This window comes from Acinetobacter sp. BEC1-S18-ESBL-01 (assembly GCF_014169935.1).
In the GTDB taxonomy this organism is placed as follows: domain Bacteria; phylum Pseudomonadota; class Gammaproteobacteria; order Pseudomonadales; family Moraxellaceae; genus Acinetobacter; species Acinetobacter pittii.
This window is the reverse complement of sequence record NZ_AP022302.1, coordinates 277,269-297,877: the sequence shown is the minus strand read 5'-3', so window position 1 is coordinate 297,877 and position 20,609 is coordinate 277,269. Positions and strand designations below refer to the sequence as shown.

Annotated in this window: 20 protein-coding genes and 2 tRNA genes; 11 read left to right on the top strand and 11 right to left on the bottom strand. The window is 39.1% G+C overall.

What is annotated here, in order from left to right; all coding sequences use genetic code 11:
* Window positions 1-52: 52 nt before the first annotated feature.
* The 5 genes from H7R46_RS01405 to H7R46_RS01390 form a co-directional block, all read right to left on the bottom strand.
* Entirely contained in the window at window positions 53-445 is a 393-nt protein-coding gene (locus H7R46_RS01405; protein WP_002116733.1) for a cation efflux protein, CzcI-like, read from the bottom strand.
* Between the two features lie 196 nt (window positions 446-641).
* Window positions 642-815: a hypothetical protein gene (locus tag H7R46_RS01400; RefSeq protein ID WP_005067037.1), complete on the bottom strand. Its 174-nt coding sequence runs from the start codon at window positions 813-815 to the stop codon at window positions 642-644.
* Window positions 816-959: 144 nt separating this feature from the next.
* Window positions 960-1,577, bottom strand: a complete 618-nt coding sequence (locus H7R46_RS01395) for a methyltransferase family protein (protein WP_017400516.1) — start codon at window positions 1,575-1,577, stop codon at window positions 960-962.
* Window positions 1,568-1,762 (bottom strand): hypothetical protein, encoded by a 195-nt coding sequence (locus H7R46_RS19250; RefSeq protein WP_005067033.1) that lies wholly within the window; start codon window positions 1,760-1,762, stop codon window positions 1,568-1,570. The genes H7R46_RS01395 and H7R46_RS19250 overlap by 10 nt, the downstream gene beginning before the upstream one ends.
* 56 nt (window positions 1,763-1,818) lie before the next feature.
* Window positions 1,819-2,217 carry a cation efflux protein, CzcI-like gene (locus H7R46_RS01390; protein WP_025469780.1) on the bottom strand — a complete coding sequence of 133 codons (399 nt, stop codon included), beginning with the start codon at window positions 2,215-2,217 and terminating at the stop codon, window positions 1,819-1,821.
* Between the two features lie 148 nt (window positions 2,218-2,365).
* Here H7R46_RS01390 and H7R46_RS01385 point away from each other — a divergent pair, with 148 nt between their 5' ends.
* Both H7R46_RS01385 and H7R46_RS01380 read left to right on the top strand, forming a co-directional pair.
* Window positions 2,366-3,058, top strand: a complete 693-nt coding sequence (locus H7R46_RS01385) for a hypothetical protein (RefSeq protein ID WP_002116898.1) — start codon at window positions 2,366-2,368, stop codon at window positions 3,056-3,058.
* Between the two features lie 340 nt (window positions 3,059-3,398).
* A complete protein-coding gene (locus tag H7R46_RS01380; protein ID WP_002116715.1) occupies window positions 3,399-3,782 on the top strand; it encodes a tetratricopeptide repeat protein in 384 nt (127 codons plus the stop codon).
* A gap of 43 nt (window positions 3,783-3,825) precedes the next feature.
* Here the strand turns inward: H7R46_RS01380 and ettA are convergent, their stop codons facing one another.
* Window positions 3,826-5,487: an energy-dependent translational throttle protein EttA gene (ettA, locus tag H7R46_RS01375; protein ID WP_005067029.1), complete on the bottom strand. Its 1,662-nt coding sequence runs from the start codon at window positions 5,485-5,487 to the stop codon at window positions 3,826-3,828.
* A gap of 295 nt (window positions 5,488-5,782) precedes the next feature.
* Between ettA and H7R46_RS01370 the strand changes: the two genes are divergently transcribed.
* Together H7R46_RS01370 and H7R46_RS01365 are read left to right on the top strand one after the other, a co-directional pair.
* Window positions 5,783-7,060, top strand: a complete 1,278-nt coding sequence (locus H7R46_RS01370; protein ID WP_005067025.1) for an O-acetylhomoserine aminocarboxypropyltransferase/cysteine synthase family protein — start codon at window positions 5,783-5,785, stop codon at window positions 7,058-7,060.
* 274 nt (window positions 7,061-7,334) lie between these two features.
* On the top strand, window positions 7,335-8,225 hold the full coding sequence (locus tag H7R46_RS01365) for an SDR family NAD(P)-dependent oxidoreductase (protein ID WP_002116932.1): 891 nt from the start codon (window positions 7,335-7,337) through the stop codon (window positions 8,223-8,225).
* A gap of 69 nt (window positions 8,226-8,294) precedes the next feature.
* On the opposite strand, the gene H7R46_RS01360 is transcribed toward H7R46_RS01365, so the two are convergent.
* Both H7R46_RS01360 and H7R46_RS01355 read right to left on the bottom strand, forming a co-directional pair.
* Window positions 8,295-10,481: a SulP family inorganic anion transporter gene (locus H7R46_RS01360; RefSeq protein ID WP_005067022.1), complete on the bottom strand. Its 2,187-nt coding sequence runs from the start codon at window positions 10,479-10,481 to the stop codon at window positions 8,295-8,297.
* 298 nt (window positions 10,482-10,779) lie between these two features.
* A complete protein-coding gene (locus H7R46_RS01355) occupies window positions 10,780-13,128 on the bottom strand; it encodes a Tex family protein (protein WP_005067019.1) in 2,349 nt (782 codons plus the stop codon).
* Between the two features lie 657 nt (window positions 13,129-13,785).
* Here H7R46_RS01355 and ompR point away from each other — a divergent pair.
* The 5 genes from ompR (at window position 13,786) to H7R46_RS01330 (ending at window position 18,293) form a co-directional block, all read left to right on the top strand.
* Window positions 13,786-14,550 (top strand): two-component system response regulator OmpR, encoded by a 765-nt coding sequence (gene ompR, locus H7R46_RS01350; protein WP_000060753.1) that lies wholly within the window; start codon window positions 13,786-13,788, stop codon window positions 14,548-14,550.
* Window positions 14,551-14,567: 17 nt separating this feature from the next.
* On the top strand, window positions 14,568-16,025 hold the full coding sequence (locus H7R46_RS01345; RefSeq protein ID WP_002117035.1) for an ATP-binding protein: 1,458 nt from the start codon (window positions 14,568-14,570) through the stop codon (window positions 16,023-16,025).
* A 33-nt stretch (window positions 16,026-16,058) separates the two neighbouring features.
* Window positions 16,059-16,181 (top strand): hypothetical protein, encoded by a 123-nt coding sequence (locus tag H7R46_RS01340; protein ID WP_080631028.1) that lies wholly within the window; start codon window positions 16,059-16,061, stop codon window positions 16,179-16,181.
* Window positions 16,182-16,216: 35 nt separating this feature from the next.
* Complete coding sequence (locus tag H7R46_RS01335) at window positions 16,217-17,731, top strand: acetyl-CoA hydrolase/transferase family protein (protein ID WP_002116671.1); 1,515 nt, start codon at window positions 16,217-16,219, stop codon at window positions 17,729-17,731.
* Window positions 17,732-17,861: 130 nt separating this feature from the next.
* Window positions 17,862-18,293 carry a GNAT family acetyltransferase gene (locus H7R46_RS01330; protein WP_005067016.1) on the top strand — a complete coding sequence of 144 codons (432 nt, stop codon included), beginning with the start codon at window positions 17,862-17,864 and terminating at the stop codon, window positions 18,291-18,293.
* Window positions 18,294-18,462: 169 nt separating this feature from the next.
* Here the strand turns inward: H7R46_RS01330 and H7R46_RS01325 are convergent.
* From H7R46_RS01325 to H7R46_RS01315, 3 genes are all read right to left on the bottom strand, one after another.
* Window positions 18,463-18,538: transfer RNA gene (locus H7R46_RS01325), tRNA-Phe, on the bottom strand.
* 126 nt (window positions 18,539-18,664) lie between these two features.
* Window positions 18,665-18,740: transfer RNA gene (locus H7R46_RS01320), tRNA-Phe, on the bottom strand.
* A 106-nt stretch (window positions 18,741-18,846) separates the two neighbouring features.
* On the bottom strand, window positions 18,847-19,230 hold the full coding sequence (locus H7R46_RS01315; RefSeq protein ID WP_002116928.1) for a GNAT family N-acetyltransferase: 384 nt from the start codon (window positions 19,228-19,230) through the stop codon (window positions 18,847-18,849).
* Between the two features lie 102 nt (window positions 19,231-19,332).
* On the opposite strand from H7R46_RS01315, the gene hisB reads away from it, so the two are divergent.
* Both hisB and hisH read left to right on the top strand, forming a co-directional pair.
* Window positions 19,333-19,926: an imidazoleglycerol-phosphate dehydratase HisB gene (gene hisB / locus H7R46_RS01310; RefSeq protein WP_002116767.1), complete on the top strand. Its 594-nt coding sequence runs from the start codon at window positions 19,333-19,335 to the stop codon at window positions 19,924-19,926.
* A complete protein-coding gene (hisH, locus tag H7R46_RS01305; protein ID WP_002116911.1) occupies window positions 19,926-20,543 on the top strand; it encodes an imidazole glycerol phosphate synthase subunit HisH in 618 nt (205 codons plus the stop codon). Before hisB ends, hisH begins: the two co-directional genes overlap by 1 nt.
* Window positions 20,544-20,609 lie beyond the last annotated feature (66 nt).

Below are 20,609 nucleotides of genomic sequence, written 5' to 3'. Positions count from 1 at the left end.
AACCCTATGAAATAAATAATATTTCTGGTGGGCTAATTTTCGGCTACCCCACCTATAGCAGGGTTAAAACAGGAGGCGGGTCTTGTTTAGAGATATGAGGGGACTTATAAGAATTGGACCAATAATATTGTTGTTTTGGCTCAGATGACTGTATTAACGGTGAAACAAGTTTTTCTTGTGCTTCTACAATCACAACATGAAAACATGAAGGTAAATGGTCATGATGATCGGACAAGTTTAAGGGAGCTTTATGAGTCCCTACGATATCTGTCTTTTCCGTATGGCTATGCTGTGAAGCTTCATAACTCAACGCTGCATGATGACCAAAATGATGTAATGCCTTTTCCTGATTTTCATGGGCGCAAAATGCCGCTGCCACATTCCATAAACTTTGGAATATAAGCAAACAGAATAAGACGGACATGAAAAGTGCAGAACGTGGCAACAGCACACCATTAAACTAAGAAGTTGAACAAAGCCACTATAGCAGGCAGTGGGCATGTAATAAAATTACATCTATAAGTAGCAGTATAGAAACGATTCTAATCTCGCCTGAGTAAAGATAAGAATAAATCATTAAAAATCTCTATCTTTACTCATAGGAAACTAATTATTAAGTAATTAGTTTCCTACAAAAGAAATTATTTACGCTTACAAGTTAAATGAGGGTTCTTACTTTCTTCAGCTTTAGCTTTTGTTTCTTGCTGAGACTTAATATTCTTTTCGAGGAATATTAACCCTCCATCAGCATGAGCCAAACTTGTTGAAAGAAGTAAAACCATCAAAACCGATTTTGTATTTAGTTTAATAGACATAATAATCACCAGATCTAAATATTCATAATTTATTTAAGGACTTAGCCCAGAAATAAAATTAATTTTTCGCATACCTTAGTTAATCAATTCAGGACAAATCTTCTGAGTCTCTAAGAAGCATGCGGATATACTTTCATTTCATTTTTAGAACCAACTAAATAATGAAGGGAGAACACCGTGCAGTCGCAACTCATCAAAAAGTTGGACTAAGGCCGCAACCCAGATAAACCACACCACCTGCGTCAAAAAAATACGGAAATGCTTCGGTGAAACCTGATAGAACTCAGGCTCTTTAAAATTTTTGAAACTTGGTAAAAAGCGTGGAATTGTCTTTATATAATCTGAATATGCAGTTCCATATTTTTCACTCAGGAATGCTTCTTCTTGGCGTATAACAAAATGGTAGTAACAGAGAAAATAAAGCGTGAATACTATTGGAAAGATAAACGTCTCTGTAATCAACATGATCCCGACTCCACCCAGATAACTAAACAGATAGAGTGGATTTCTACATAAAGAATAGGGACCGTCTGTCACCAACTTGGCATTCTTAAATCCGGAAATGTAAAGACTGCACCATATTCTTCCCATTACTCCGATGCCCACAAAAAACCATCCAAAGAACCATAAAATATGTTCTATAAATGCCGCTTGGAAATGCCATTTACTAAAACTTAAAGCAAGAATAATAGCTAAAATCAGCCCAATCACTCGGGAGCTCACAGTTCTAACACGGGGGGAAAATAAAATATTCATTTCCATAAACCTCCATCACTGTGAATCATCAGAGATGAGATAACCGATTCATTAAAATGATATTTTTGTTTTCCGGAAAGATTTGACAGAACCTTATATCCCGCCTTGTCATTAACATAAAGACGTGAATGTTTAAGTGAGTAATCTACATAGAAGATTGCTGCGCTTTGTTTGCACATATAATTAAGCATAAAATAACCCTTTGAAATAAATAAATTTCTGGTGGGTTATTTTTCGGCTACCCCACCTATAGCAGGGTTAAGACAGGAGGGGGATTTAAAGAGCCAAGATACGGAGACTGATAAGAATTAGACCAGTAATAGATTTGTGAAAGCTCATGTACACGCACAAAAGGTTCTTGAGCTTGTTGTGCATTTTCAATCATCACTACATGAAAACATGAAGGTAAATGATCGTGATGATCTTGCCAGCTTAATGGAGCATTATCAGAATTTTCTACAATACCCACATGTTCAGTCTGCATATGGTCTGAAGATTGATATACATTTAAATCTGCATGATGACCGAAATGTTGTAATGCCATTTCCTGATTTTTATGCACGCAAAATGCCGCTGCAACATTCCATAAGCTTTGGAATATAAGCAAACTAAACAAGACGGACATAAAAACTGTAGAACGTGGCAACGGTACACCATGACAGTAAATTGCACAAAGTCACTATAGCAAGCGATACCAATGTAATAAAATTACAAAATGATTTTTGGTTAATTTATCGCTGTTTTAAAAAAGTTTTTTCTTTAGAAAAATTAATTTCCTGTTTTGAGTTCCTGCAATGTATAAACTATTTTCTACTCTACTTGTTGTCGTCTGTTTAAATTTGAGTGCTTGTGCCACGACATTACTTTCAGAAGCCTTACCTGACGAAACCACAAGAACCGAGAAAATCTTTTTAGCAAAAGATCAAATCATTGCTTTAGGACAAGCTGTTCAAAACCAGCAAGAACAAGGGATCATTTTTGTAGGCCAAGATTTTAGTTACTTAATGACCGAGGGAAGCGCTGAGCTATCAAAACTTCTTCATGCAATCCCAGCAGATCAGCGAAGTCTGACCAATCCGTCCCCACTGGTACTGACCATGGATGACCCAAATCATTTTCATGGTGTTTTACAAATACGCTATAACACGCGTATGGTTGATTTAAATGACTCGCAAAAAGACTTATTAAAATCCCTCGGCTTTAGACAAAATTTCGATATTATTCAAAATCAGCAAACAGCACCTTATCCCTATATCAATATTTTCTTTAAAGGCCAGCTTTATCAATCACAGGGAGCTAAAAAAGTCGAAAAAACCTTAGCGCAACCTTATCCAATTATCCTGCAACAGGAAAATAAAATTACCAAAAAACATCCTTTGAAAAAGGCGACCCGTATGGCACTTTATCCGTTAGCGATGGCATTTGATGTGGTCACGGTGGCCCCTTCTCTGATCTGGGCAGACTTACGAGGTAACTTTACAAAATAGAAGTTCCTGGGCAAAACTAATTAACTAGCTCTTAAGCTAGTTTTGTTTAAAGAAATTTCTTTTGTTTGATATTTATAAATTTTCTCAAAAGTCTTTTACGTTAAATAATAGCTATTTTTTAATTTTAAAAGCTCTAATTTCCCTTAAGAATGCCACTATTCTCATAGTAGTTTTACTTAGCGTAAAAACACGTGTAAGTTTTATGTAAGCCAAAACTTCATTATTTTTCATCCAAATGCGCTATATCACATTTACAAAAAAAAACATAATATTTCAATATAAGGGACTAGCTTAAAAGTGTGAGTCAATTCAATTAAATTGAGGAACAAGGGAGACTATCATGAATATGAAATCAATCAAGTATAGGCTTAATCACTTGTTTGCTTTTGAAAACTTACCTTCTGATATGCATTCACAAGCAGTTGATGAAATTGAACAGGGTTTACGCTTTGAGGAACTAGCCGAGCAAGACCATGAACGTATGCAAAACTGGTTAGATGTAACTCCTAACGATCGAAATGCTATGTGGTGCTACCTACGAGCAGCTTTACGTGGTAGCTCTGACGCTTCTTTTAAGCTTGGTATCGGTTATCTAAATGGTCAATTTGGATTAGATAAAAATTATCGTGAAGCTGAAAAATGGCTACAAAAAGCAGCAAGTCAGGGGCATCCCGATGCTGAACGCTGCTTACAAGAAGCATTTAGCAAGCTCGCATTTTCTTAAAATAAAAAACCAGCCCTTAGGCTGGTTTTTAAATTATCAGAGATTATCCGCTAATTTTTTTGTATTTAGTACGTTTTTGAACAGCGTCTTCACCTAAACGTGACTGACGGTATGCTTCATATTCTGCATAGTTACCTGTGTAGAATTCTGGCTGTTCATTTTCGAATGACAAGATGTGTGTCGCGATACGGTCAAGGAACCAACGGTCATGCGATACCACCATTACCGTACCTGGGAATACAAGAATTGCATCCTCAAGCGCACGTAAAGTTTCAATATCCAAGTCGTTTGATGGCTCATCCAGTAAGATAACGTTTGCACCTTGCTGTAAAATTTTCGCAAGTTGTAAACGGTTACGCTCACCACCAGACAATTCGCCTACGCGTTTTTGCTGGTCTTGGCCTTTAAAGTTAAAACGGCCAATATAAGCACGTGAAGCAATTTCATAATCGCCCACTTTCAAAATATCTAAACCACCAGACACTTCTTCCCAAACAGTTTTGTTATTGTCTAGAGTGTCACGAATCTGACCCACGTAAGCCACTTTAACTGACTCACCTAAAGTCACAGTACCTGTATCAGGTTGCTGTTCGCCAGTCATCATACGGAATAAAGTCGTTTTACCCGCACCATTTGGACCAACGATACCTACAATTGCTGTTGGAGGTACAGTAAACGATAAGTTTTCGTACAATACGCGGCCGTCAAATGATTTGCTGATACCTTCCACTTCCACAACTTTATTACCCAAACGAGGGCCAGGTGGAATGTAGATTTCAGACGTTTCATTACGTTGCTGGAATTCTTTAGAGTTAAGCTCTTCAAAACGCTCCATACGTGCTTTGTTTTTCTTTTGCTGACCTTTCGCATTTGAACGAACCCATTCAAGTTCTTTTTTCAATGCTTTAGCAAAAGATTCTTCTTGTTTCTGCTCTTGTTCTAAACGAGCATTTTTTTGCTCTAACCAAGAAGAATAGTTACCTTGGTAAGGAATACCATGCCCACGGTCAAGCTCCAAGATCCACTCGGCAACGTTATCCAAGAAATAACGGTCATGCGTAATCGCAACGATTGTGCCAGGGAAATCTTTCAAGAAGCGCTCTAACCAAGATACCGATTCTGCATCTAAATGGTTCGTCGGTTCGTCAAGAAGCAACATGTCTGGCTTTGAAAGCAATAAACGGCAAAGTGCTACACGACGGCGTTCACCACCTGAAAGCTTAGTTACGTCTGCATCCCAAGCTGGAAGGTTCAAGGCATCTGCCGCGATTTCAAGCTGGTTATTTAAGTTATGTGCATCCCAAGCATGGATAATTGATTCTAATTTTTCCTGCTCTTTTGCAAGTGCATCAAAGTCTGCATCCGGATCTGCATATTCTGCAAAAACCTGATCAAGGCGCTCTAATGCATCTAAAGCTTCACGCACGCCATCTTCAACGTTACCACGAACGTCTTTAGTCGGATCAAGAGGTGGTTCTTGCTCTAAATAGCCGATTTTAATTCCAGGTTGTGCACGAGCTTCACCAGAGAAATCTTTATCTACGCCAGCCATAATACGAAGCAAAGTAGATTTACCTGCACCGTTCAAACCGAGCACACCAATTTTGGCACCCGGGAAAAATGATAAAGAGATGTCTTTTAAGATTTCGCGCTTTGGCGGAACCATCTTAGACACTCGGTTCATCGTATAAATATATTGGGCCACGCAGGACTCCTCAATTGAAAAACCAATACATCGCATAAGCGATAAATAATCGCGCGTATTATACGCTGAAAACCTCGATGACTTGAAGTTATGATTTCCATCGTACGGATTTATCAAACAATTTTCTTTTTCAATAAGTTGCAAAATTTTTATGGATAAGATTTATACAGCGTTTCAGCGTATATTTTTCTATCTTTATTCCTAAAATTAGAAAACAAACCAGAATTTCTGCAATTTTCTATTTAACTTTTAGGCTAGACTCGCTCAATATTTAACTCACGAAGATGAAGTAATCATGACTTATAAAGATGAAACCTTAGCAATTCACGCTGGCTATTCACCCGAGGCAACAACAAAAGCGGTTGCGGTCCCTATTTATCAAACCACTTCATATGCATTTGATAATACACAGCACGGTGCCGACCTTTTCGATTTAAAAGTTCAGGGCAATATTTATACCCGTATTATGAACCCGACCACTGCTGTGCTTGAGCAACGTCTTGCTGCACTCGAAGGCGGAATTGGTGCTTTAGCCTTGGCTTCTGGAATGGCAGCGATTACCTATGCTGTCCAAACGATTACAGAAGCGGGAGACAACATTGCCTCCGTCTCAACTTTATATGGCGGAACTTATAATTTATTTGCCCACACCTTACCAAAACAAGGCATTGAAGTTCGCTTTTTTGATTATCAAAAACCTGAAAGCTTACGTGACTTAATTGATGATAAAACTAAACTTGTTTTTGTTGAGTCGATTGGTAACCCACTTGGAAATATCATCGATTTAGAAGAAATTTCAAAAATCGCACATGAATATGGTGTACCCGTCATTGTCGATAACACCGTTGCCACCCCTGCTTTATTAAAACCTTTTGAATATGGTGCCGATATCGTCATTCATTCACTTACTAAATATATTGGTGGACACGGTAATAGCATTGGTGGAGCGATTGTAGATAGCGGTAAATTCCCTTGGGGTAAATATCCAGAGCGTTTTAAAGTTTTGAACACGCCAGACCCAAGTTATCACGGAGTTAATTATGTTGAAGCATTAGGTGAGGCTGCCTACATAGCACGAGCTCGCGTTGTACCATTGCGTAATACAGGCGCGGCTATTAGTCCACTGAGTGTTTTCTTGATTTTACAAGGCCTCGAAACTCTAAATCTTCGCATGGAGCGTCATACTGAAAATGCGCAAAAAATTGCAGAGTATTTACAGACCCATCCAAAAGTAAAATGGGTGAATTACGCAGGTTTAAAAGATCATCCGCAGCACCAGCTTGCTCAAAAATATGTAAAAGGTAAACCTTCTGCAATTTTATCTTTCGGTGTACAAGATGGGCGTGAAGGAGGTACTCGATTCATTGATTCACTTCAGCTATTTACTCGTCTTGTGAATATTGGTGATGCGAAAAGTTTGGCTTGCCACCCTGCAACTACAACTCACCGTCAGCTCAATGAACAAGAGCTTAAATCTGCTGGTGTAAGTGAAGATATGGTTCGTCTTTCCATTGGAATTGAGCATATTGATGACTTAATTGCCGATTTAGAACAAGCACTTTCAGCTGTATAACTTTTAAACTATTCATCAAGCCTCTGGAAATAGAGGCTTTTTTCATTTTTCTGTTCACTATATAACTAAAATAATTAATGGATTAAGATACTATTTTAGAGTTTTTACTCTAAATAAATTGTTAAATTTCATATATTTACAGACTAGACAATTTTTAAACATCTATTAAGATAAAGACAATATTTATGAGTTCATCTGGATGAATCTACGGTTGTAAAAAATAAAAATTACATACCGGAATAAATAGTCCCTGCCCCTACTTAGGTAAAATGCTGTGAATAAAAAATTAGAAGCTCTGTTCCAGGAAAAGGTACAAGATAAAGTCATTTTAGTGACAGGCGCCTCGAGTGGAATCGGATTAACGATTTCAAACAAACTTGCTGATGCTGGTGCCCATGTTTTACTGGTTGCCCGTACTCAAGAAACTTTGGAAGAAGTAAAAGCAGATATCGAAAAACGTGGCGGTAAGGCATCAATTTTCCCATGTGATCTTAACGATATGGAAATGATTGACCAAGTCTCTAAAGAAATTTTAGCGACTGTTGATCACATTGATATTTTAATTAATAACGCAGGTCGCTCTATTCGCCGTGCTGTACATGAGTCTTATGATCGTTTTCATGACTTTGAACGCACCATGCAATTAAATTATTTTGGCGCGGTTCGCCTAGTTCTCAATATCTTGCCGCATATGATTCAGCGTAAAGATGGACAAATCATTAACATTAGCTCGATTGGTGTTTTAGCAAACGCTACTCGCTTCTCTGCATATGTCGCGTCTAAAGCAGCGCTTGATGCATTTAGCCGCTGTCTATCTGCCGAAGTTCATGCACACAAGATTGCGATTACTTCAATTTATATGCCATTGGTTCGTACTCCAATGATTGCACCAACTAAAATTTATAAATATGTACCAACACTTTCACCTGAGCAGGCTGCTGACTTAATTGCTTATGCAATTGTGAAACGTCCAAAACGTATGGCAACTAACTTAGGCCGCTTAGCTTCAATGACTTATTCTGTAGCACCAGGCATCAATAATATGTTTATGTCGATTGGTTTCCGTTTATTCCCAAGTTCAGATGCAGCGAAGGGACAAAAAACTGAGAAATTAAACTGGGCACAAAAAGCTTATGCACGTATTTTCCCTGGTGAACACTGGTAATTTTGAGTTAATCGCATAACAAATAAAAAAGCGCCTTAACTAAGGCGCTTTTTTTAACTAAAGGACTGATCAATCAAGAAACTGAACGTGCCCTGTTTTTACATCGTAAATTGCACCCACAACTACGATCTCACCTCGATCAACCATATCTTTAAGCACGCTGCTATTATTAATAATGTACTGGATGTTGTAATGAACATTCATTGCTGTGACTTGACTAATAAAAGCATTACCTAATTCACGTGGCTGCATAATGTCATATACGCTATCAACCGAATGCATTAATGGTCCAAGTACATATTGAATATGTGGCATTTCCTTCACATCAGACACTTGCTTTTGCTCTAAACGCAATTGACATGCACTCGTCACCGCACCGCAATCGGTATGTCCTAAAACAACGATGACTTTAGAACCTTTAGCCTGACAAGCAAACTCAAGTGAACCCAATACTTTTTGCCCAGCAATATTACCTGCAATTCGTAAGCTAAACAGATCACCAATACCTACATCAAAAATCATTTCGGTGGGTGCACGTGAGTCCATACACCCAAGAACGGCTGCAATCGGATGCTGCCCTTCATCTGCAGTCACACGAATTTGTCGATAAATATCTCGTTGAAGACGTTCATTTTTTACAAAACGTTCGTTCCCCTCTTTAAGTAGGTTAACGACCTGTTGTGGACTCAACTTTTGTTGCAAATCATGTGTACTAATATCAATATCAAGTACCGCATCATCAACGTCTTGATAGTGCTGTTTGAACCCAACCAATTTAAGGTTTACTTGACGTTTAATAGCTGTTTCACTTTGATAATCTTGAATAACTTGATAGATATCTGGATCGATCGAATCACATTGGGTTGCATCAATAATGAGTTGTTGATGTTTATGTACATGTTCTAATGCCGAAATAAGCGCAGAACGATTAAGAAAGGTGACTTGTGATGGGAGTTCAATACGAGTCACTACGCCATGTAAACGCTTCTCTCTATAAACACGAATACCTTTATTAAAATTGCCATAGAGAATAAAAGCACTACTGGTGAACAGACCAATTAAAATTCCCATTAAAAGATCGGTCAATAAAATTGCAACTAAAGTAATAATAAAAGGTAAAAACTGTTTCCAACCTTTTTGATAAAGCTGTTTGAATAGTTTTGGATGAGTAAGCTTAAAGCCTGTCACAATAAGGATCGCAGCCAATGCAGACAGAGGAATCATGTTCATTAATGGCACAAAGAACAAAACCGCTAACAGCAACAATACCCCATGAATAATGGTAGAGCACTTACTACGCGCGCCTGTATTTGCATTCACCGAACTTCGCACAATCACTGAAGTGACGGGCATGCCACCTATTAAGCCCGAAACGATATTCCCTGTACCTTGTGCCCAAAGTTCACGATTCGGCGGAGAAGAGCGTTTTTGAGGATCGATTTTATCTGCAGCTTCTAAATTCAATAAGGTTTCTAAAGAGGCCACAACAGCCAGAGTAATTGCCCCTGTGTAAATCATAGGTTCCGCTAAATAGCTAAAATCAGGGAAAATTAATACTTTTTCGGGTGCCTGTAATATATTCGGCAATTGAATGAGATTATCAATTTGCACTGCCCATGAAGAGCCCATACTCACTAAAATAAAATTTAAAACTGCTGCGAGCACAACCGCAATCAAAGCCGAAGGTAAAGCTAGTTTTTTAAGCGGACTGCTATCCCATGCTAAAATTAAGAATAGACTGAGCAAACCAATAAGTGCCGCTCCTCCATCAAAACGTTGAAGGAATGCATCTGGGGTTGAAGTCCAAACCTGTTTCCATGAAAAATCAGAAAGTCCAAACAGATAAGGCAATTGCGTGGCAATCAGGATCACGCCAATAGCAGCTAGTAATCCTAAAATGACATTATTTGGAATAAAGTTGGCAAAAAAACCTAACTTGAATAATCCAAATAGAATTTGCAGGACACCAGCAAAAATAATACATAATAAAAAGGCGGCATAATTGCCGCCTAGTTGTTCTAACTGTACAAGAATGACGGCAGTCAGCCCTGCCGCTGGGCCTGCAACGCTAATGTGGGAACCACTTAGCAAACCCACAATAATGCCGCCCACAATACCTGCAATAATACCTGAGATGATGGGAGCACCTGAGGCTAAAGCGATACCCAAGCACAGCGGTAATGCCACAAGGAATACGACGACTCCAGATAAGAGGTCTTTTAAATGAAATCTATTTTTCAGGTTTAAAACCGACATAAAACAACCATTTATAATAAAAAGAAATAAGCAAAGTTGTACTATTACAGCCTGAAAGTGAGTAAATGCTTCAAGGCTCGGTTGATGATGTCGAACAACTGAATATCATTAAAGTTTAGTTATGCTATAACGTTGTGTATTTAATTGTGTATTTAACAACGATTTGTTGATCTTAAGATTCACCTCATCTTTACGACTGTTTTTTTCTTATTTCGCTTTTATATAATTATTAAAAAAGTAATATTTTAACCCATAAAAAAAGCCTCCAATTGGAGGCCTTTTTATCAATTAAAGACTCTTATTTAGAACCTTTAATTCCCGCTTGTAATAACAATGCACCTAAACCACCAATCTTTTGTTCTTGTGGTTTTTCCTGCTTGCTACGCTGAGGGCGTTCAGCTTGATTTTTACGTGGTTGAGGACGTTTACCTTGAGGCTTACGCTCAAAACGCTGTTCTGTATTTTGTTCACGGCGTGGTGGGCGCTGGGCTTTTACAGGTGCAGAACCTTCAGCACGCATACTTAAGTTCACGCGGTTACGTTCAACATCAACCTGCATAACACGCACTTGTACGATTTGGCCTGGTTTTACAACCTTATGCGGGTCAGAAACGAACTCATTCGCTAATTCAGAAATATGAACTAAACCATCCTGATGTACACCAATATCAACAAAGGCACCAAAGTTTGTGACATTAGTAATCACACCCTCAAGTTGCATACCTTCTGTCAATTGACCCACTTCAGTAATATCTTCGCGGAATTTAGCAGTACGGAACTCTGGGCGCGGGTCACGACCTGGTTTTTCAAGTTCAGCTAATACGTCTTGTACTGTTGGCAAACCAAATTTGTCATCAACAAATTCATCAGCTTTTACTTGGCGAATGATTTCGGTATTACCAATGATGTCTTTAACAGTTGTCGCTTTTGCTGCAACAATTTTCTCAACAAGACCATAACTCTCAGGGTGAACAGCAGAAGCATCTAAAGGTTCAGAACCATTTTGGATACGTAAGAAACCAGCCGCTTGTTCAAAAGTACGTTCGCCTAAACGTGGTACGCTTTTCAAAGCTTGACGGTTATCAAAACGACCATGCTCTTTGCGGTATTCAACAATTTGCTGAGCAATCGCTTTGTTTAAACCCGCAATGTAAGCCAAGATTGCTGGAGAAGCAGTATTTACATCAACACCAACAGCATTCACACAGTCTTCTACTACAGCGTCAAGAGTTTTTGCTAAACCAGTTTGGTTTACATCGTGTTGATATTGACCTACACCAATTGATTTCGGATCAATCTTAACGAGTTCAGCAAGTGGATCTTGTAAACGGCGAGCAATCGACACTGCTCCACGAATTGAAACATCAAGCTCTGGAAGTTCTGCCGCAGCAAGCTCACTTGCAGAGTAAACAGATGCGCCCGCTTCACTTACAGTCACACGTGTTAATTTGAGGTCGGTGTTTGCAGCCATCATTTCAGCCACTACAGCTTCTGTTTCACGGCTAGCAGTACCATTACCAATAGCAATAAGCTCTACATTATATTCACGGCATAGACGTGCAAGTTCAGCAATAGAACCTTCTTTATCTTCTTTAGGCGCAAATGGATAGATCGTGCTATGAGCAAGTACATCACCTGCATCGCTTACTACCGCAAGTTTCACACCAGTACGAATACCAGGGTCAACACCTAAAGTAGTACGACCACCTGCTGGCGCTGATAATAATAAATGACGAAGATTTTCAGCAAATACCTGCATTGCTTCTGCTTCGGCAGTAAGTCGTTTCTCTGTTAGCAATGAATGCTCGATTTGAGGACGAACTTTACCCAACCAGAATAATTTTGCAGTTTGTTTTAAGAAATCTTGACGTGCTTGAGGTTGAATTTGCTCAAGGTTGTATTCAGTTTCAATACGCGCTAATGGTGCATCATCTTCACCATCTACTTTTAAACCTAATACATTTTCTTGACGACCACGTAACATCGCTAATAAACGGTGTGAAGGTAATTTGTTTAAACCTTCAGAAAATTCAAAGTAATCGCGGAATTTTTTACCGACTTCTTTCTTTTCTTCAGAAGCAACTGTACTTTTTAAAACCGCAGTTTTTGCAAAAGTTGCTTTTAATTCTGTAGTAAGCGCAATATTTTGTGCCCAATCATCAATCAGAATATGCTGGATCGCATCTAACTGACTTTCAACATCTGGATAGTCTTCATGACTAAAACCAGCCAATGCTTCTGTCGGGTCAACTTGTTCTGCAATAATTTTTTCAGCAATCGGTCCTAAACCTGCTTCTTTTGCTTTAAAAGACTTACTTGTACGCTTAGGACGATACGGTGCATAAATTTCTTCTAAAGCATTTTTTGTTTCGGCTGCATTCACCCGCGCCAACAAGTCATCATTCAATTTATTCTGTTCTTGCAATGACTGAATGACCTTTTCACGGCGCTCATATAAATCACGTAAATACGCTAAACGAGTATCTAATTGGCGTAACTGCGTATCATCTAAACCTTGTGTTACTTCTTTACGGTAACGGGCAATGAATGGAACACTGGCACCTTCGTCAATTAAGCGGATGGCAGCTTCTACTTGGTTTGGACGTACGGCAAGCTCACTTGCCAACTGCTGAACTAAGTCAGTCATCGTGTTTGATCCCACAAGGATAAAGTTTAAAAGCACTGATTATAAAGACCAAGCCCATAAAATCCACACTTGTTTGCGTATTCAAAACGTTTTTTTGTATTGACTCTGAATATTTATACTTTTTACGACTACTAGAGCACGCAAAAACAGTGATTTAAGTATGAAAAAGTTAAGACTGAACCCTACCTTTTAATCTTTAAAAAATATAAACGTATGACTTATGTCATGAACATGACAAAAAATTAATATAATTTATGAGAAAATGATCATATTGATACATACCCCAAAAGATAAAAACATTGAGGTTGAGCACTACTTTATTCTTCTAATTTCTTATCTACTCAGTTTTTTTATCTTATTCAGCAATCAAAAGTCTATTATATTTATTTCAAATAACTGATTTGAAACAATTAGTTATTACCATTGAGTTATTCGAAAATTATTGAAAATTTAACTATTTGTTGTTTTAGGGCGGTCTTTGCTAAATTATGGGCTTAAGATGTTGTTTTTTGGTTTCAAACCACCTTGAAAATTGTAATTTTGAGCAAATTGATACATAGTCTAAACAAGAACATCGGCATTATACTGAGGGCTTGTTGGCAATAAGCCTATCCGACCCAATAATATATAAATTATGACTTTAAAAGGGAGTACATCATGAGTTTAGTTGTACCTGCTGAACATCCTGAAACCGTACACAACGAAACGGATCGTGTCGAACGTATTTTAGTGGTCGATGACGATGTGCGTTTACGTACCCTCTTGCAACGTTTTTTGGAAGATAAAGGCTTTGTTGTAAAAACTGCCCACGATGCTTCGCAAATGGACCGTTTATTACAACGTGAGTTATTTTCACTTATCGTACTCGACTTTATGTTACCGGTTGAAGATGGTTTAAGTATTTGCCGTCGTTTACGCCAATCAAATATTGATACACCAATCATCATGTTAACAGCACGTGGTAGCGATTCAGACCGTATTGCCGGTCTTGAAGCTGGTGCAGATGACTACTTGCCAAAACCATTTAACCCAAATGAACTTTTAGCCCGTATTCGTGCAGTATTACGTCGCCAAGTTCGTGAAGTTCCAGGCGCGCCAAGCCAACAAGTTGAAGTGGTTAGCTTTGGCCCATGGTCTTTAGACTTGTCTACCCGCACACTGACACGCGAAGGACAAATCGTTACCTTAACAACTGGCGAATTTGCTGTATTAAAAGCATTGGTACAACACCCACGTGAACCATTAACACGCGATAAATTGATGAACTTAGCGCGTGGCCGTGAATGGGGTGCAATGGAACGTTCAATTGACGTTCAAGTTTCTCGTTTACGTCGTTTAATTGAAGATAACCCAGCGCGTGCACGTTACATCCAAACGGTATGGGGTGTGGGCTATGTGTTCGTTCCAGATGGTGCTGAATAAGCTTGAGATAAGATAGAGTGAGTTTAGAACCAATCGCCCCACAGAACTTTACCGATTACGTGACCTATTCAGAGCGTAAACGGACTCGATGGGAACGTTTTCTCGACAAAATAAAGCCACGTTCTGCTGCCATGCGTACCACTATTTTGGTACTGCTGGTAGTGTTCTTTAGCTTATTTATGTCTTTATGGTTCTTTTGGCGCACTCTTTATTTACCGGAAATTCAACAGCATGCCCGCTATCTTGCGGTCGAGCTTGAGCTCGTCAATAATCCTGATATACGAATTTTTCATCGTGAAAATGAAGTAGATATTGATGCGTGGTTGCGTAATCGAGTCGGTATTGAATACGTTACCAACCCCAAAGAATATCCAAGTGTCCGAGAAAAGGTCATTGCCGAGTTTTTTACCAATCATGTCGAAAAAAAGCTGGCAAATGAGATTGGGACTAAAGACGTTACCGTTTACTTTCAGTTTAAACCGAGCCCACGCATTTGGATTCAAACACCTGAAATGCATGGGAACTGGGTTCGTGAGCCTTTAAAAACCTATGCCAACTACAGTCCTGAACTTTTAGTGGGTTGGGTCGTGGGTGTTCCATTACTGTCGGCTATCATTATTTTAATTTTGGTTCGACAGATGAACCGCCCTCTGCGTCGTTTGCAAAATGCTGCCAATGAATACAGTAAATCTGGAACAGCGCCGTACCTTGATACCAATCACGGTCCATTAGAAATTCGTCAAGTAAACCAAGCCTTTAATCGTATGGTCTATACACTCGATCAGACTGAGCGTGAACGACGTATTATGTTGGCAGGTATTTCACATGATTTACGCACCCCTCTTACACGCATACGTTTAACAGCAGAGATGCTGCCTGATGAGTTTTTGCGTGAAGGTTTGGTTTATGACGTAGATGATATGGATGCAATTCTTAATCAGTTCATTTCATACATGCGCGATGGTTCAGATGAGGAGTTGAAAGACACCAATATCAACATGCTTTTGCAAGAACTTGTTGTGCAATTTAAACCTCTCGATATTCAATTCGAGATGCAGGATGTACCTATTATTCCGGCACGTAGTCTTTCTTTAAAAAGACTTATTGCCAACTTGATTAATAATGCAAAACGCTATGGTGCTGAACCGATCGAACTCAGTGCAAAAGTTGAAAATGAATCTATTTTAATTACCGTTGCTGATCATGGTGAAGGCATTCCGGCAGATCAAATTGAAGAGTTAATGCAACCTTTTGTTCGCGGAGACTCAGCAAGAACCATTCAAGGTAGTGGTCTTGGGCTGGCTATTGTTAAACGTATTGTCGATATTCATCATGGTGAGATTCAAATTCATAATCGTGAACAAGGCGGTTTAGAAGTTATTATTTCTTTACCAATCCCAAAACCGAGTACCGAAGAAAATACCACGACGAATCCTTTGGAAAAAATAAAACAAACATTAAGTGAGCGCTTTTAATTTGAACAATCAGCAATTAAAAGCCTTGTTTTAATGACAAATAAAAACAATAAAAATCAATTAAATAAAGACCATAAATATAATTTATACCACCATTTATTTACAAAATTAGACCTTAGCCTAACACCTATGCACTTTTCAATTTTTCATAGCTAAAATCCCGTATGTTTTGACAATATTGAGGATGTCCAATGTCTTTAAGTCGTATTCGCCTAGCTTCTCTTCATGACAAGGTCATCAGTGCTGAACAAGCTGCGCAATTCATCGAAAATGGAATGACCGTTGGTATGAGTGGTTTTACTCGTGCCGGTGAAGCTAAAGCTGTTCCACAAGCACTTGTAGAGCATGCAAAGAAAAATCCGTTAAAAATCACGTTAATTACGGGTGCTAGCTTAGGTAATGACTTAGACAAACAACTCACGGAAGCAGGTGTTTTATCTCGTCGTATGCCATTTCAGGTAGACAACACTTTACGTCGTGCGATTAACAACGGCGAAGTTATGTTTATTGATCAACATTTATCAGAAACTGTTGAGCAAATGCGTAACCAGCAACTTAAACGTCCAGACGTTGCGGTGATTGAAGCAATTGCGATTACTGAAGATGGCGGTATTATTCCAACAACTTCTGTAGGTAACTCTGCAAGCTTTGCTATTTTTGCCGAAAAAGTTATTGTTGAAATCAACACATCTTTAAGCGAAAGCTTTGAAGGTTTGCATGACATCTATATTCCGACTTATCGCCCAACACGTACTCCAATTCCATTGACAAAAGTGGATGAGCGTATTGGTACAACGGCAATCCAAATCGATCCTGCAAAAATTGTAGGTATTGTATTTAACGATACACATGACTCACCATCAACAGTAACTCCTCCAGATGATGAGACTCAAGGCATCGCAAACCACTTAATTGCTTTCTTTAATAAAGAAGTTGCAGAAGGTCGTTTACCGAAAAACCTTGGTCCATTACAAGCAGGGATTGGCTCTATTGCCAACGCAGTACTAACAGGTTTAAAAGATTCTGATTTTGAAGACCTCATCATGTACTCAGAAGTACTACAAGACTGTACTTTTGAACTCATTGATGCAGGCAAAATGAAATTTGCTTCTGGTAGCTCAATTACCCTTTCTGCAAAATGTGGCGAAAAAGTTTTTGGTAATATCGAAGCTTACAAAGACAAATTAGTGCTTCGTCCACAAGAAATTTCTAACCATCCTGAATTAGTTCGTCGTTTAGGGATTATCGGCATTAACACTGCGCTTGAGTTTGATATTTACGGTAACGTGAACTCAACTCACGTGTGCGGTACTAAAATGATGAACGGTATTGGTGGTTCAGGTGACTTCGCTCGTAACGCTCACTTGGCGATCTTTGTAACCAAATCAATTGCTAAAGGCGGCGATATCTCTTCTATCGTGCCAATGGTGAGCCACGTTGATCACAGTGAACACGACGTTGATATTTTAGTGACAGAGCAAGGTTTAGCTGACTTACGCGGTTTAGCGCCTCGTGAACGCGCTCGCGCTATTATTGATAATTGTGTACACCCACTTTATCGTGATGCATTAAATGACTACTTTGACCGTGCATGTGCTAAAGGTGGACATACTCCTCACTTACTTCGCGAAGCATTATCTTGGCATGCAAACTTCGAAGAAACAGGTCAAATGCTTCAAGCAGCACCAGTTGCAAAATCAGCTTAAATCACTGGATTAATTCAAGCACTCCTTCGGGAGTGCTTTTTTATTTGTTTAAATTATTAATAAAAAACTGCTCAAGCCCGAATTTTTATTTTATCTTTTCAGCACATCAAAACAAAAAGTAGAAATCCATATGTTTATTATTCGTCAATTTACAAATGCAGATCTGGATGATGTCGTTATTTTATGGGAAAGCTGTGGTCTGACTCGTCCTTGGAATAATCCTGAAACCGATATTTTCAGAAAAGTCTCGCAACAGGATGATTTGTTTTTGGTTGCTATTAAAGATGAGCAACTGATTGGTACGCTTATGGGCGGCTACGACGGCCATAGAGGCTGGATTAACTATTTGGCTGTTCACCCCCACCAACAACGCTTAGGAATCGCTACAGCGCTTGTTCAGCAGCTTGAGAAGCGCCTCATCGCTCGTGGCTGCCCAAAACTGCAATTATTAATTCGTAAAGACAATTTGAATGTATTGAATTTTTACGAACAGCTTGGCTATGACGAGGTAGAAGCAGTGTGCTTAGGAAAACGACTTATTCGTGATAGTTCTCACGATTAGAGACAAGTTTTCAGTTGAGCCATTTTTAGAAAGTTAAAGCAATATTGGGGATAAACCTGTTTGCTTGTGGATAAAATGAGATTTATACACAGGTAAGGTCTTAATATTTTTATTAAATAAACAGGCATGAAAAAAGCCCCATACATAATGTATGGGGCTTTTTCTAATATGGTGGCGAGACCCAGGATCGAACTGGGGACACACGGATTTTCAATCCGTTGCTCTACCTACTGAGCTATCACGCCGATGGCCTGTATTAAGCCGTATCTCAGAACAATAGTCAACAATTATCCTGAGTTTCTGATTTAAATGAGTATTTTTTATACTTAAAAAAAATCCCTGATGGGATCAGGGATTGAAAACACAAATAATGGTGGCGAGACCCAGGATCGAACTGGGGACACACGGATTTTCAATCCGTTGCTCTACCTACTGAGCTATCACGCCGAAGTGGGCGTATTAAACAATGTTTATAAGAAGACGTCAAGCAACTTCCGTGTTTTTTGTAACAAGTGATTATTTTTAAATCACAACCACAAAATAATAGAAGCTTTTAGTGATGTAGTTTACCAATGTGAGCCAAACAGCGATGAATCGCGCCACAGCCTGGTTCAAAAGTTTTAACACCTTTTGACTCTTCTATGCGGCAAGCTTCTTCGACTAAGCGCTCAGCTACCCCACGACCACGGTTCGCAGGGTGCACAACAATATATTCAAGAACCTTGCTTTCGCCTTGTCCTGAAGACCAAATTGCACCTATAATTTTGGTGTTAAATTCGGCAGTGTATAGCGTGGTATACTGTTGTAAATCTTGTTCAAGTTGTTCAATCGCATCGTGCCCGTCACCAAACTCCGGACTTGTATCATACAGTCGCTCAAGCTGATCGCGGATCTCTGAATTATCTAGAGAACTATAAGCATGTACGGTAATAGGCATTGATTAACCCTCCTGAGCAAACTATGATGCTGTCACGAATTCGTCACAGCGAAATTGTCGTTAACATCCAATCATTTTTGACGTTTTTTGAGGAACGTGTCCATGACGCAACGTATCAGTGAAGTGGTTAGAAATACCAATGAAACCAAAATTCGAGTTCGTTTAAATCTCGACGGTACTGGTCAAGGCACACTAAACACTGGAGTTCCATTTTTAGACCATATGATTGATCAAATCAAGCGACATGGCTTATTTGATATCGATATTCATTGTGATGGAGACCTCGAGATTGATGATCACCACACCGTAGAAGACTGTGGTATCACGCTTGGACAAGCTTTTGCACAAGCTTTAGGCGATAAAAAAGGTTTAAAACGCTATGGTCATTTTTATGCACCATTAGACGAAGCTTTATCTCGCGTTGTTGTAGATTTATCTGGTCGTCCGGGTTTATTCATGGATATTCCATTTACTCGTGCGCGCATCGGTACATTTGATGTCGATTTATTTTCTGAGTTTTTCCAAGGTTTCGTAAATCATGCGCTTATGACCTTACACATCGATAATTTGAAAGGTAAAAATAGCCACCATCAAATCGAAAGTGTTTTTAAAGCACTTGCTCGTGCTTTACGTATGGCATGTGAAGTTGATCCACGTGCAGAAAACACGATTGCATCGACAAAAGGTAGCCTCTAATGACACGTATCGCGTTACTTGATTATGGCATGGGCAATCTACACTCAGCGGCTAAAGCACTTGAGCATGTGGGCGCTACAGTCGATGTGACCAATGATCCAAAGTTAATTGCACAAGCCGACAAAATTGTTTTTCCGGGCGTTGGTGCAATGCGTGACTGCATGCAAGGTATGCGTGAAGCAGGTATTGATGAAGTTGTACGTAAAGCTGCTTTTAATAAACCTGTTCTTGCGATTTGCGTAGGTATGCAAGCATTGCTACAAAGTTCTGAAGAAAATGGCGGTGTAGACGCATTAGGTATTTTTGACGGCGTAGTAAAACATTTCCCTCAAATGGAAGGTTTAAAAGTACCACACATGGGCTGGAACCAAGTTCACCAAATGGACCCAAGCCATCCAATGTGGAATAACATCGAACAAGATGCTCGCTTCTACTTTGTACATAGCTACTATGTCGAACCAAAAGATGAAAGCGTTGTGGCTGCGACTTGTGAGTATGGTGTGAACTTCTGCACAGCCATTCATAAAGATAATTTATTCGCGACCCAATTCCACCCAGAGAAAAGTCATACTGCTGGTTTGCAGTTACTTAAAAACTTTGTGGAATGGAATATTTAATCTGATTTAAAACTGAAAAAGATCAGGTTGAGATGGCCTGATCTTTTTTTTATTTACAATAACAAC